Below are 12892 nucleotides of genomic sequence, written 5' to 3'. Positions count from 1 at the left end.
CGCGACAAGCGCCAAGTTGCGGTCCTTCCAAAAGAAATAGTCGGATTGGATCGTCACTCGCCGGTCTTGCGACGGCGGGGATCAATCCGCCTGCTTCGGCCGATACGCCGCGAAGAACACGCGCGTCGCGCTGTCGACGACGGTTGCGATCCGCTCCGGTGAGGGCGACGGCCTGGCCTGGAAGATGAACGCCTGAAACAGCGTCGCCTGGCACATCTGCATGAACTGCCAGGCCGCGAGCTGGTAGTCGTCGATCACGAGCTCGCCGAGCGCGGCGCGCGCCTCGAGATAGGCGGCGAAGCGGTCGACGGTGTGGGCGATGACGTGGGTGTAGAACCGGCTACCGAGCTCGGGCATCCGCTCGGCGATCGCCATCACGGTGCGGATCGCCGAGCCGCCGCCGGGCCGGCACAACACCGCGACATAGGCGCGGCCGAATTCGGGAAGGGTGGTGTCGACGTCGCGGGCCGGATCGAAATTGAAGACGACCTTGCCCTGCTCGAGCTTTTCCTCCTCGACGATCGCCGCGAACAATCCGGCCTTGTCGGGGAAATAGACATAGAGCGTGCCCTTGGAGACGCCGGCAGCGCGCGCGATCTCGCCCATGCTCGCGCCGTCAAAGCCGAGCTCGAGGAAGACCTTGCGGGCGCCGTCCAGGATCTGGCGGCGTTTCGACGATTCCTCCTCGCCGACGGTCTGGAGGGAGGTTCGGGGCGCTGCAACCATTGATTTAGCTTCTCAGGAAAGAACTCAACCCAGAGTAGGAAAAGGAAGAATCGAAGCTTTATAATCTACGGGCGGAATATAGATTGACCGAACCGTTCGGTCAATGGTATCTTGGGAGTGACGATGCGCCGCACGGCCCTTATTCCGCCATCGCGCGCGTCAAGAATTTTTGTGGGGAGCCTCGGCTATGGCCGCAGCACGGGATCAGGCTGCACGCATTGTTCGTTCCGAGCCTGAGATGGCCGAGGACGCGATCGCGCGCGATGCATCCGCCGATCTCGGCGAGCAGAGCCGTGCTGATGAAGCCAAGCGTCCCGCGGAGGCGCCGCCCGCTTCCGCGCCCGAGCGGCCGGCGGCTTCGCCCGCTGCGGCGCCGGCGCCGAAATCCGGCAAGCGCAAATTCGTGATGATGGGCGTGGTCGGCTTGCTCGCGCTCGCCGCCGCAAGCTATGCCGCCTATTACCTGATGGTCGGGCGCTTCTACGTCTCGACCGACGATGCCTATGTCCGCGCCAACAACTCCATGCTCGGCGCGCGCGTCGCGGGCCATATCGCGGCGATCCTGCCCGGCGACAACGCACTGGTGCGCGCGGGCGACGTGATCTTCCGGATCGATGACGGCGACTACCGTATCGCGGTCGACGCCGCCCGCACCCGGATCGCGACCCAGCAGGCGACGATCGAGCGCATCGGCCGCCAGGTTGCGGCGGCGGCGAGTTCGGTCGAGCAGGCGCAGGCGCAACTTGTGTCGGCGCAAGCCGGCCTGAAGCGCGCCGATCTCGATTTCGATCGCCAGCAGGCGCTCAGCACCAAGGGTTTTGCTTCGCGTGCTACTTTTGAAGTCTCGGAGGCCGGCCGCGACCAGGGCGCGGCCAGCGTGCGATCCGCGCAGGCGGCCTATGATGCTGCCAAGGACAATGTCGAGGTGACCAAGGCGCAGCAGGCCGAGGCCCGCGCCCAGCTCGCCGAACTGCAGACCCAGCTCGCCAAGGCCGAGCGCGATCTCGAATTCACCAATGTCCGTGCGCCGGTCGACGGCACCTTCTCCAACCGCCTGGTCAACACCGGCGACTATATCAATGTCGGTCAGCGGCTCGGCAACGTGGTGCCGCTCGAAGGCGTCTACATCGACGCCAACTATAAAGAGACTCAGCTCAAGCGCATCCGCACCGGGCAGCGCGTGACGATCAAGGTCGACGCCTACGGCTTCCGCAAGTTCACCGGCCTCGTCGACAGCATTTCGCCGGCGGCAGGCTCGGTGTTCACGCTGCTGCCACCCGACAACGCCACCGGCAACTTCACCAAGATCGTGCAGCGCCTGCCGGTCCGCATCCGCGTGCCTGCCAGCGTCGCCAGGCAGGGCCTCTTGCGCGCCGGCATGTCGGTCTACACCACCGTCGACACCCGCGAGGGCGCGGCGGACGCCGATGCCGAAACCGATCTCGACGCGCCGATGATGATCCATCCGCAGTGATGTCTTGAAGCTTCGGACAGAGTCCGAGGCTCGGAGCCGATGAGCCCATGGCTGATACGACCACTGCTTCGCCCTCGATGATGACCGGCGCCTCGGAGTCGGAGCGCCTCCAGCCGAAACGGGTGGTTGCCTTCATCATCATGGTGTTCGGCATGTTCATGTCGATCCTGGACATCCAGATCGTCTCGGCCTCGCTGTCCGAGATCCAGGCCGGCCTGTCGGCGAGTTCGACCGAAGTGTCGTGGGTGCAGACCGCCTATCTGATCGCCGAAGTGATCGCGATTCCCTTGTCCGGATTCCTGTCGCGCGCGCTCGGCACAAGGCTGTTGTTTGCGATCTCGGCGTTCGGCTTCACCGCCTCGAGCCTGCTGTGCGGCTTCGCCTCCTCGATCGAGCAGATGATCCTGTGGCGCGCGCTGCAGGGCTTTCTCGGCGCCGGCATGATCCCGACGGTGTTCGCCTCGGCCTACACGATCTTCCCGCGCACCAAGTTCCACATCGTGGCGCCGATCATCGGCCTCGTCGCGACGCTGGCGCCGACGGTTGGACCGACGGTCGGCGGCTACATCACCGATCTGATGTCGTGGCACTGGCTGTTCTTCATCAACATCGTGCCTGGCGTCATCATCACGGCAGGCGTGCTGGCACTGGTCGATTTCGACCAGCCGAACTTCGCGCTGCTCGAGCGCTTCGACTGGTGGGGCCTGATCTTCATGGCCGGCTTCCTCGGCTCGCTCGAATATGTGCTGGAGGAAGGTCCGCAATATGAGTGGCTGCAGGACACATCGGTCGCGGTCTGCGCCGCGATCGGCTTCGTCTCGGCGGTCGCGTTCTTCTGGCGCGTCCTGACCGCGGAGGAGCCGATCGTCGATCTCTACGCCTTCTCCAACCGCAACTTCGCGGTCGGCTGCGTGCTGCAGTTCTGCATCGGCATCGGGCTCTACGGCCTGACTTACGTCTATCCGCGCTATCTCGCCGAGATCCGCGGCTACAGCGCGCTGATGATCGGCGAGACCATGTTCGTCTCCGGCGTCACCATGTTCTTCATGGCGCCCGTGGTCGGGCGGCTGATGCAGAAGGTCGATTTGCGCTACATCATCGCCTTCGGACTCGTCACCTTCGCGCTCGGCTCCTGGCAGATGACCTGGATCACCCGCGACTATGATTTCTACGAGCTGCTGCTGCCGCAGATCCTGCGCGGCATCGGCATGATGTGCGCGATGGTGCCGACCAACAACATCGCGCTCGCGACATTGCCGCAGGATCGCGTCAAGAACGCCTCCGGCCTGTTCAACCTGATGCGCAACCTCGGCGGCGCGGTCGGGCTCGCCGTCATCAACCAGGTGCTCAACGACCGCACCGATCTGCACATCTCGCGGCTGCATGACCGCGTGACCTGGGGCAACACCACAGCGGTCGAGACCCTCAACATGTTCACCCAGCGCATGCAGGGCATGGGCGATTCCGCCGTCATGGCGATGAAGCAGCTCTCGCAGATCGTGCACCGCCAGGCCGCGGTGATGGGCTATGGCGACGCCTTCTTCATGCTGTCGCTATTCTATGTCGCGCTCAGCCTTCTGGTGCTGTTCGTTAACAAGCCGCCGTCGATGACCGCGAGCAGCGGCGACGCGCATTAGGTGGCGTCATTTGTTCTTCGTAGCCCGCATGAGCGAAGCGACATGCGGGACCGATCTCAGCAGTTCATCACTGAACGTGACGCGCCCCCGGATATCGCTTCGCTCATCCGGGCTACGAAGAATCGAGGTCTGGGCGTCGATCCATTGCGCGTGCATCTGATTATCTGCAATGATCTGACTTCGTAGCCCGCATGAGCGAAGCGATATGCGGGACGCTGCGGGTCGCGAGGCATGGTCAGATACCGACGTAACTTCCTCCCAGGCGGAACGTTCTTCTTCACGGTCACACTTGCAGATCGGCGATCGCGACTGCTGATTGATCATATTGCGACGCTTCGGAAGGCTTTCAGCATAGCGCGTCGCGAGCGGCCATTTGAGGTCGACGCGGTGGTGGTGCTCCCCGATCACCTCCACGCGATCCTTACACTGCCGCAAGGCGATTCCGATTTCGCAGGTCGCTGGCGTCGGATTAAAGGACACTTCAGCAGCCGGTTGCTTGCTGCCTCAATAGAGCTGAAGCGTCGATCGAATGGCGATCTGGCGCTTTGGCAGCGGCGGTTTTGGGAGCACACAATCCGTGACGAAGATGACTTCGCGCGGCACGTCGATTACATCCATTTCAACCCCGTCAAACATGGCTTGGTCCGGCGCGTGTGCGATTGGCCGCATTCCTCGTTTCATCGTTATGTGAGGGAGGGCGTGTTGCCAATCGACTGGGCGGGTGATGCGGGAGAGGGCGGAAGCTTTGGAGAACATCCCGAGTGAGAAGGGTTGGCGGATCTTCATTCGTAGCCCGCATGAGCGGAGCGACATGCGGGACCGATCTCAGCAGTTCATCACTGAGCGATGGCCGGCGTCCCCGGATATCGCTTCGCTCATCCGGGCTACGAAAGTGTGCCGCTGTCGCGGGCTGAGTGCATCTCATCGGCGCGCGGGCTGCGCCCGGTCGCGTGAATAGCTGATATCGTCGACAGATTGACGCACTCACGCCGAAGTTACCTTGCCAATCGCGCGTGATGCATTTATAAGCAGCGCTTCCTTACTCGAACCGGGGAGATGCGCATGAAGTCGCTTATTTCGCAGATCGCGCGCCCGCGTTCGACGGTGCTGGACGCCTTTACGCGTTAGCTCCCGGCGCTGATCGGGCCTGATCCCCGATCATCAAAACTTCCCAACGATTTATCGACAATTTCCAGCGGCGCTCGCGGCCGGATTCCGCCCGCACGTCGCCTCAGATGGAGCCGGCTCGCGCTGCAAAAGCGTGGCCGGAATGTGCCATGACCTCTCTGACGACCAAGCGGCCGGCCGCGATCCGGATCGTGCTTCCCTTTGTCTTCCGCCATTGGCTGGAACAGCCGCTCCGTGCCTCCGCGGTGACGGCGGGATTCCTCGGCGCAACCGCGGCCGACCTGTTCATGCCGGTGTTTTCCGGCCATCTGGTCGACGCGCTGACCGCGGGCGCCACCGATGCCGCCGCGCGCCATGCGGCGATGCTGGCGTTCGGCGCTATCGTCGGCCTCGGCGCGCTGTCGCTGGTGTTGCGCCTGGTCGGCATCCAGACCATCGTGCCGTTCACGCTGAAGACGATGTCCGATGTCGGGCAGCAGGCCTTCATGCGGGTGCAGCGCTTCTCGACCGACTGGCACGCCAATTCGTTCGCCGGGTCCACCGTGCGCAAGATCACGCGCGGCATGTGGGCGCTCGATTTGTTGAACGACACCATCCTGATGGCGCTGCTGCCGTCGGCCGTGGTGCTGGTCGGCTCGATGATCCTGCTCGGCGTGCATTGGCCGCAGCTCGGCGCGGTGATCGCGGTCGGCTCGGTGATCTATGTCGCGATGACCATGGTATTCCAGGTGCGCTATGTGGCGCCTGCCGCGCGCGTTTCCAATGCGTGGGACACCAAGGTCGGCGGCACGCTGGCCGACGCCTTGACCTGCAACGCGGTGGTGAAGTCGTTCGGCGCGGAGACGCGCGAGGACATGCGGCTCGATGGCGTCATCAGCCGCTGGCGCCGGCGGGTACGGCGGACCTGGTTCCGCTACAACCACACCTCGACGGCGCAGCTCGTGGTGCTGCTGTGCTTCCGCGCCTCGGTGATCGGCGGTGCGATCCTGCTGTGGGCGCAGGGCCGCGCCACGCCGGGCGACGTCACCTATGTGCTGACCAGCTACTACATCATCCACGCCTATCTGCGGGATGTCGGCATGCACATCAACAACCTGCAGCGTTCGGTGAACGACATGGAGGAACTGGTGCAGATCCATGGCGAGCCGCTCGGCATTGTCGATGCGGATGACGCTGGGACGATCGACATCCAGGGCGGCCGCATCGTGTTCGACGACGTCACGTTCCACTATGGCGGCCATCGCCGGCCGCTCTATGACGGGCTGTCGGTCGACATCGACGCCGGCGAGCGGGTCGGCCTGGTCGGGCGGTCCGGCTCCGGCAAGACGACCTTCGTCAAGCTGGTGCAGCGGCTCTACGACGTCTCCGCTGGCCGGATCCTGATCGACGGTCAGGACATCGCCAGGGCGACGCAGCAATCGCTGCGCAGCCAGATCGCGATCGTGCAGCAGGAGCCGATCCTGTTCCACCGCACGCTGGCGGAGAACATCGCCTATGGCCGGCCGGGCGCCGGCATGGAGGCGATCGAGCAGGCGGCGCGGCTTGCCAATGCGCACGACTTCATCATGCGGCTGCCGAAGGGCTACGGCACGCTGGTGGGCGAGCGCGGCGTCAAGCTGTCGGGCGGCGAGCGGCAACGCGTGGCGCTGGCGCGCGCCTTCCTGGCGGATGCGCCGATTCTGATCCTGGACGAGGCGACCTCGAGCCTCGATTCGGAATCCGAGGCGCTGATCCAGCAGGCGATGGAACGGCTGATGAAGGGGCGGACCTCGATCGTGATCGCGCACCGTCTCTCCACGGTGCGCAGCATGGATCGCATCCTGGTGTTCGACCGCGGCGAGATCGTCGAGCAGGGCACGCATGAGGTGCTGGCGGCGCGTCCCGGCGGCATCTATCGCGGCCTGTTCGAGCGTCAGGCGACCGAGTTCGGCCAGGTCGCGGCTGAGTGAGCGACGGCGCGTGGCTGGAGCGTCGGTTCTGATTGGATCAGAACCGACGCTCTCGCATCGCCCGCGCTATTTCGGCGCCAGCCCGTTCCACACCAGCGCGACGCCGGACAGGAACAGCAGCAGCAGCACGACGTCGGAGAAATTGCGGTCGCTGAGCGCGTGATAGAGCCGCGCGCCGAGCCAGGCGCCGAGCAGCGTCCCCGGAAACGCGCACGCCACCAGCCAGATCAGCTCGGGCTTCACCAGGCCGCTTGCGATCTGCACGCAAAGCGCGGCCGCCAGGATCGTGAAGTTGAAGATCTGGAACACGCCGCGGCGCTGCTGCTTGCCCCAGCCGCGCACGCTGGCCCACAGGATCGGCAGCGGGCCGGACAGTCCGGCGAGGCCGCCGAGGATGCCGCCGGCAAATCCGATCGCGCCGTCGGCCCATTTGCCGCCGAAGGCGATCGACATCGGCTTGCGTTGCAGGAACAACGCGGTCGGAAACACCAGCAGGAAGACGCCGATCGTCAGCTTGAAGACCTCGGGGTCTGCCTGCGCGATCAGCAGGATGCCGATCGGCACGCCCGCGAGGCCTGCGATGACGAACGGCCAGACCAGGCGGAAATCGATGCTCTTCCAGATCGACGGCAGCGTCGAGAGCTGCGCGATGACCGAGCAGACCAGCACCAGCGGCACCGCGAGTGTCGGCGGCAGCACATAGAGCCAGATGCCGAGCGCCATCAGCGCCGTGCCGAAGCCGGCAAGGCCGGAGACGAAACCGCCGGCAAGCGCGCCGAAGAACAGGATCGCATAGCTTGCCGGGGTCATCCTCATCTCGTTCTTATGATCGTTGCCGGGACGTTTACACGACGCCAGCTGTCGGTACACTTCAAAATCCCGGCTCATCAACGATAATCGGAACGGAAGCATCCCATGACTGCGAACTCGCAAAAAACCTTTCTGGTCTGTCACGGCGCCTGGTCGGCAGGCTGGGCATGGAAGAAGATGCATCCCCTGATGCAGGCCGCCGGGCAGCGGCTGGTCACGCCGAGCTACACCGGGCTCGGCGAGCGCGCGCACCTTGCGCATCAAGGACTGAACCTCGAAGCGCATATCCAGGATGTGCTCAGCGTCATCAGTTACGAAGACCTGCACGACATCGTGCTGATCGGGCACTCCTATGGCGGCATGGTCGCGACCGGCGTCGCCGACCGGGTGCGCGAGCGCGTCGCGCAGATGATCTATCTCGACGCCTTCGTGCCGCGCGACGGCCAGTCGCTGTTCGATCTCAACGAAGGGGCCATCGAGACCATGCGTGAGCTCGCGAGCGACGGCGACGGCTGGCGTATTCCGCCGATGCCGGTGCCGCCGGACACGTCCGCCTCCGACGTCGCATGGCTGAGCGCGCGGCGCGTCGACATGCCGCTCAAATGCTTCGAGCAGAAATTGAGATTGAAGCACGGCGAGACGAACCTGCCGCGCAGCTACATCTACGCCACCCGCGCCACGCAGGCCGACACGTTCCGCCAGTTCGCCAACCGCATCAAGAACGAAGCCGGCTGGCGCTATTTCGAGATCGACGCCAGCCATTCGCCGAACGTCACCGCGCCGGAGGCGCTGATGGCGATGCTGCAGGAGATCGTCTCGTGATGAGCCGTCGTACCGTACAACGCGCAGCATCGAGGCGTCGCGGGTAGCGCGGCGATTTCCAGCTATCCTTCCGAAGGATCGTGCACTTCGCCGATCTTGTGGACTGCGACATTGATCGACATGCCGAGGTAATCGGCGGGATCGCCGAACCACGAGCCGGCCAGCGGAACAGCCTGGCCCGGATGCCGCGCAATGGCCACCGGGATGAGGTCAAAGCCGCTGCTGAGGCAGTTGGTCGGGTCATAATCGAGCCAGCCGGCGCCGGGAAGGAACACCTGCACCCATGCGTGCGTCGCGCCGGAGCCGGTCATCCCCACGTCGCCGCCATCGAGCGCCGCGTCGTACAGATAGCCGCTGACGAAGCGGGATGCGAAGCCGAGCCGGCGCAGCGTCTCGATCATCAGCCAGGCAAAGTCCCGGCAGGTGCCCGATTTGGTGCGTAGCGTCTCGTTCGGAGATTGGGTGCCTTCCGCATCTCTCCCGCGATAGCTGAACCCGCTGCGAAACGTCTCCAGCATCCGGTGCAGCACGTCAATGGTGCCATCCTGATCGCCGGCAACGAAGCTTTTGGTCCACGCCGCAAGGCTCCCGTCCGGATCTTCGGTGTGCGGACGCAGGTAACCGGAAAGGTCTGACCATTCGTCCGGGGTATACTGCACGGGGACTTCGTCAGCCCGGGACTCCAGCGGAAACGCCTCGATCCCCTTGATGCCGAAATAGATGCCGCGAACCTTGAACGTGAATGTCAGCTCGCTGCCCGGTGCGTTGAATTCAATCACCGTGACGGCATTGGAGCGGGAGTCGGTGACCCAGTGCACCTTCGACGGCACGCTCGTGCGTGCGGACCAGCTGAGAAGGCGGGTTGAGGCGCCACGCCGCGGCAGGAACATCGCCCGATGCGTCCCGAACGTGACCGGCTTTGTATAGCGGTAGGTCGTGGTGTGCGTGATTTCGCCAATGATCGCCATGCCCTGGTCCGCTTAGCGACGTGTGCAGCACGGCGGCCGCGCCACGCCAAGTCATGTCAAGTCCGCCTCCGCTGCGGGATACAATGGGTTGGGCCGGGAGAACGTTGATCTATCTCAATGGTCGCGGGTTCGTTTTGGGCGTGGATGCGCGAATTAACCGAATGGAGCGATGGAAATGGGCATCCTCTGGACGATCATCATTGGATTTATCGTAGGAGTAATCGCGAAGTTCATCATGCCCGGCAACAAATCCGAGCCCACGGGATTCATTCTGACCACGGTCTTGGGAATCGTCGGCGCGTTCGTCGCGACCTATCTCGGTCAAGCGGTGGGATGGTATCGGTTCGGGGAGGGTGCAGGCTTCATCGGCAGTGTCGTCGGCGCAGTCATCCTGCTTTTTGCATACGGGCTTTTCACGGGCCGCGAAGGGCGTGCTTGATTGCGACCAGCGTTGCCGACGGCGAGCGCGATCGCGCAAATGCACCCGATCGTTTTGTGATGAGCGAATTGGCGAAGCCGTCCGCGCCGGCGGCGCTGTTCGGCGGCCGTTGATGATGGGAGGCGACTTCTCGTTCGGTCAGATCCGCGGTCGCGCCATGGACTGCAGGTGCGGGCTCTCCGCCATCTGGCGTGGCCCGCACGCATGCCGTGCGATCAGTCGGCGCTGGCCTTTTCCTGCATCGTCGCCTGCAGTTTCTTGATGTCCGCGGGCGTGAGTTGCGGACGATCGACCTTGATCGTCAACTTATTGAGCTTGGCGGTCAGCGGGAACGGCGGCTTGTAGTCTGCGTCGTTCACGCCGGTGAGCGTGTCGGAGCCGACGTCGAAGCTCTCATCCCATTGCAGGATCATCGGCAGGGTCTTCTGCATTCGCTTCGTGGCGACTTCCTTGCCGTCTACCTTCAGCGTGCCGGTGCCGGGCTGTGCCAGGCCGCTGAAATTGTTGTACTGCAGCGTGCCAGCACCGATGCCTTCGTATTTGAAATCAAACTCGACCGTGTGTCGGCCTGGCGACAGTGCATCCGGACCTTCCCATTTGATGCGTTCGAGGTCGACCATGTTCCATAGGAACACAGGCTTGCCCTGCAGCAGGTAGAAGCCATAGCCGGCGAAGCGGCCTCCGGAGGTCAGGATCATGCCCTCGGCGCCGCCTTGCGGCACGTCGATGTCGGCGGTGATCGTGTAGGAGGCGTTGAGCAGCAGGGGCGAGTCACCCTGCGGCAATCCCGTCATCGGCCGCGTGTACACGAATTCCTTGCGGCCCGCTGTGATGTTCGGGCGCGGCGCGATCATGCGCGCCGCGACCGACGCATCCATCGGGAAGACCTGGTACTTCTTGGCTTCCGCAACGAACTTCTGCCGCATCCCCTTTACCTTTTGCGGGTTCTGCGCCGCGATGTCGTCGGTCTGGCTGAAGTCCTTGTTCAGGTTGTAGAGCTGGAAGACCTGGTTGTTGAGCGGATCCGGGTTCGCCGGACCGAACGCCTCCCACGGCGCACGGTTGACCTTGGTGGACAGCATCCAACCGTCGTCATAGAGCGCCCATTGGCCGAACATCTCGAAGTACTGGGTCTTGTGGCGGGACGCGATCTTGGCGTTCGCCGCGTCGAAGGTGTAGGCAAAGCTTGTGCCTTCGATCGGCGCCTGCTTGATGCCGTCCACCATTTCCGGCGGTCGGATACTGGCGGCTTCGAGGATCGTCGGCACGACGTCGATCATGTGGACAAACTGCTCGCGCAAAGCGCCCTTGTCCTTAATGCGGGCCGGCCATGACACCACCATGTTCTGGTTGATACCGCCGAGCCGCGAGGCGTTCTGCTTGAACCAGTCGAACGGAGTATCAAACGCCCACGACCAGCCGGCAGACATGTGGTTGTACGTCTGCTCGGTGCCCCAGACATCGTAGTACTTCATCTGTACGTCGACCGGGAGTTCATTGAGGCCATTGAAGAATGCCACTTCGTTGGGCGTGCCGAGCGGACCGCCCTCGGCACTGGTGCCGTTGTCGCCGTTGATGTAGATGACGAGCGTGTTGTCGAGCCGGCCAAGTTCCTGGAAATGCTGGATCACGCGGCCAATCTCGTGGTCGCTGTAGGCCGGGTAGGCGGCGTAGACCTCGACCTGGCGGAGGAAGAGTTTCTTCTCGTCGGCGCTAAGCTGGTCCCACGGCTTCAGCATTTCCTTGGGCCATGGTGCCAGCTTGGTGTCCTTCGGAACCACGCCGAGCCGCTTCTGGTTCTCCAGGATGCGCTCGCGCACCTTCTCGTAGCCGTCGTCGAACAGGTGCATCGCGCTGATCTTGTCCACCCACTCCTTGGTCGGGTGATGCGGCGCATGCGTCGCGCCCGGCGCATATTTGATGAAGAGCGGCTTCGACGGATCGGTCTGGTGCATCCGTGTCATCCAATCGATGGCGTCGTCCGCCATCGCGGTGACGAGGTTCCAGGTGCCCGGGGGCTTGCCCTGGAACGGATAGATCTGCGTCGTGTTGCGGAAGAGATTTGGCTCCCACTGGTTGGCGTCGCCGCCGACGAAGCCATAGAAATACTCGAAGCCCATGCCGATCGGCCATTGGTCGAACGGGCCGACCTGGCTCGCCGTGTAGACCGGCGTGTTGTGGTCCTTGCCGAACCAGGACGTGCCGTAGCCATTGTCGAGCAGGATCCGTCCGATCGTCGCCTTGTCCTTGCCAATGATGCTGTTGTAACCCGGGAAGCCAGTCGACTGCTCCGAGATTACGCCGAAGCCGGCGGAATGGTGATTGCGTCCGGTGATCAGAGCCGCGCGGGTCGGCGAGCATAGGGCGGTGGAGAAGACGCGGTTGTAGCGCAGGCCCTCATTGGCGATGCGGTCCATCGACGGCGTCGGGATGACGCCGCCAAAGGTGCTCGGTACGCCGAAACCGGCGTCGTCGGTGATGATCAGGAGCACGTTCGGTGCGTCCTTCGGCGGGACGACACGCGACGGCCACCAGGGTTTCGATTGCAGGGCGCCGTCCTTGATAACGCCGCCGAACTTGGGATCGGGTGGCGGAAGCTGCCTTCCGTCGATTGCTGTCGTGGCGCTGGGCGAGCCGGGCGCAGCGGTGTTTTGCTGGGCTAGCGCCGAAGTGGAGATGAGCAATCCAAGGGTAAGAGCCGACACAGCTTTCGGGCAATGCATGGCGACGCTCCCAAAATAAAAAAATATGGGCAGCGTCGCCTGTCATGCCGGCGGGAACATTGATGTACATCAAGCCGGAAAGCGCGGGCGAGGATTGGAGCGATCCCGACCAGGTCAGCGGCATTGACCAATGCCAGTGAAACGCCGCGCTGTCCGCTTCAGCATGCGGCAGGCCGCGCGCAACCGCGACGGCTGGCGCATCCCGCCGATGCCGAG

Annotated in this window: 10 protein-coding genes; 6 read left to right on the top strand and 4 right to left on the bottom strand. The window is 63.8% G+C overall.

Annotated features, from left to right (window positions below):
* Positions 1-81: 81 nt before the first annotated feature.
* Complete coding sequence (locus AC1VNY_RS23755; RefSeq protein WP_482406988.1) at positions 82-726, bottom strand: TetR/AcrR family transcriptional regulator; 645 nt, start codon at positions 724-726, stop codon at positions 82-84.
* A 187-nt stretch (positions 727-913) separates the two neighbouring features.
* Here AC1VNY_RS23755 and AC1VNY_RS23750 point away from each other — a divergent pair, with 187 nt between their 5' ends.
* From AC1VNY_RS23750 to AC1VNY_RS23735, 4 genes are all read left to right on the top strand, one after another.
* Positions 914-2200, top strand: a complete 1287-nt coding sequence (locus AC1VNY_RS23750; RefSeq protein ID WP_482406987.1) for an HlyD family secretion protein — start codon at positions 914-916, stop codon at positions 2198-2200.
* 47 nt (positions 2201-2247) lie between these two features.
* Positions 2248-3837: a DHA2 family efflux MFS transporter permease subunit gene (locus AC1VNY_RS23745; protein ID WP_482406986.1), complete on the top strand. Its 1590-nt coding sequence runs from the start codon at positions 2248-2250 to the stop codon at positions 3835-3837.
* 231 nt (positions 3838-4068) lie between these two features.
* Positions 4069-4602, top strand: a complete 534-nt coding sequence (locus tag AC1VNY_RS23740; RefSeq protein WP_482406985.1) for an REP-associated tyrosine transposase — start codon at positions 4069-4071, stop codon at positions 4600-4602.
* Between the two features lie 512 nt (positions 4603-5114).
* Positions 5115-6914, top strand: coding sequence for an ABC transporter ATP-binding protein (locus tag AC1VNY_RS23735; protein WP_482406984.1), 1800 nt, complete (start codon positions 5115-5117; stop codon positions 6912-6914).
* Positions 6915-6980: 66 nt separating this feature from the next.
* On the opposite strand, the gene AC1VNY_RS23730 is transcribed toward AC1VNY_RS23735, so the two are convergent.
* Complete coding sequence (locus AC1VNY_RS23730) at positions 6981-7724, bottom strand: sulfite exporter TauE/SafE family protein (protein WP_038383074.1); 744 nt, start codon at positions 7722-7724, stop codon at positions 6981-6983.
* A 105-nt stretch (positions 7725-7829) separates the two neighbouring features.
* On the opposite strand from AC1VNY_RS23730, the gene AC1VNY_RS23725 reads away from it, so the two are divergent.
* Positions 7830-8546 carry an alpha/beta fold hydrolase gene (locus AC1VNY_RS23725; RefSeq protein ID WP_482406983.1) on the top strand — a complete coding sequence of 239 codons (717 nt, stop codon included), beginning with the start codon at positions 7830-7832 and terminating at the stop codon, positions 8544-8546.
* Positions 8547-8608: 62 nt separating this feature from the next.
* Here AC1VNY_RS23725 and AC1VNY_RS23720 read toward each other — a convergent pair whose 3' ends face one another.
* Positions 8609-9514 carry a transglutaminase family protein gene (locus AC1VNY_RS23720; protein ID WP_482406982.1) on the bottom strand — a complete coding sequence of 302 codons (906 nt, stop codon included), beginning with the start codon at positions 9512-9514 and terminating at the stop codon, positions 8609-8611.
* Positions 9515-9689: 175 nt separating this feature from the next.
* Between AC1VNY_RS23720 and AC1VNY_RS23715 the strand changes: the two genes are divergently transcribed.
* Positions 9690-9953 (top strand): GlsB/YeaQ/YmgE family stress response membrane protein, encoded by a 264-nt coding sequence (locus AC1VNY_RS23715; RefSeq protein ID WP_461192068.1) that lies wholly within the window; start codon positions 9690-9692, stop codon positions 9951-9953.
* A 215-nt stretch (positions 9954-10168) separates the two neighbouring features.
* On the opposite strand, the gene AC1VNY_RS23710 is transcribed toward AC1VNY_RS23715, so the two are convergent.
* Positions 10169-12676 (bottom strand): arylsulfatase, encoded by a 2508-nt coding sequence (locus tag AC1VNY_RS23710; protein WP_482406981.1) that lies wholly within the window; start codon positions 12674-12676, stop codon positions 10169-10171.
* Positions 12677-12892: the final 216 nt, after the last annotated feature.

Source organism: Bradyrhizobium ferriligni, from assembly GCF_056837965.1.
Note: the sequence above shows the minus strand (reverse complement) of the source record. Positions and strands in the feature narration are given on the sequence as shown.

Bases quoted from the DNA above. Each gene is read 5' to 3' on its own strand.
- AC1VNY_RS23755 (WP_482406988.1), bottom strand. From the start codon at position 726: ATGGTTGCAGCGCCCCGAACCTCCCTCCAGACCGTCGGCGAGGAGGAA.
- AC1VNY_RS23750 (WP_482406987.1), top strand. From the start codon at position 914: ATGGCCGCAGCACGGGATCAGGCTGCACGCATTGTTCGTTCCGAGCCT.
- AC1VNY_RS23745 (WP_482406986.1), top strand. From the start codon at position 2,248: ATGGCTGATACGACCACTGCTTCGCCCTCGATGATGACCGGCGCCTCG.
- AC1VNY_RS23740 (WP_482406985.1), top strand. From the start codon at position 4,069: ATGGTCAGATACCGACGTAACTTCCTCCCAGGCGGAACGTTCTTCTTC.
- AC1VNY_RS23735 (WP_482406984.1), top strand. From the start codon at position 5,115: ATGACCTCTCTGACGACCAAGCGGCCGGCCGCGATCCGGATCGTGCTT.
- AC1VNY_RS23730 (WP_038383074.1), bottom strand. From the start codon at position 7,724: ATGACCCCGGCAAGCTATGCGATCCTGTTCTTCGGCGCGCTTGCCGGC.
- AC1VNY_RS23725 (WP_482406983.1), top strand. From the start codon at position 7,830: ATGACTGCGAACTCGCAAAAAACCTTTCTGGTCTGTCACGGCGCCTGG.
- AC1VNY_RS23720 (WP_482406982.1), bottom strand. From the start codon at position 9,514: ATGGCGATCATTGGCGAAATCACGCACACCACGACCTACCGCTATACA.
- AC1VNY_RS23715 (WP_461192068.1), top strand. From the start codon at position 9,690: ATGGGCATCCTCTGGACGATCATCATTGGATTTATCGTAGGAGTAATC.
- AC1VNY_RS23710 (WP_482406981.1), bottom strand. From the start codon at position 12,676: ATGCATTGCCCGAAAGCTGTGTCGGCTCTTACCCTTGGATTGCTCATC.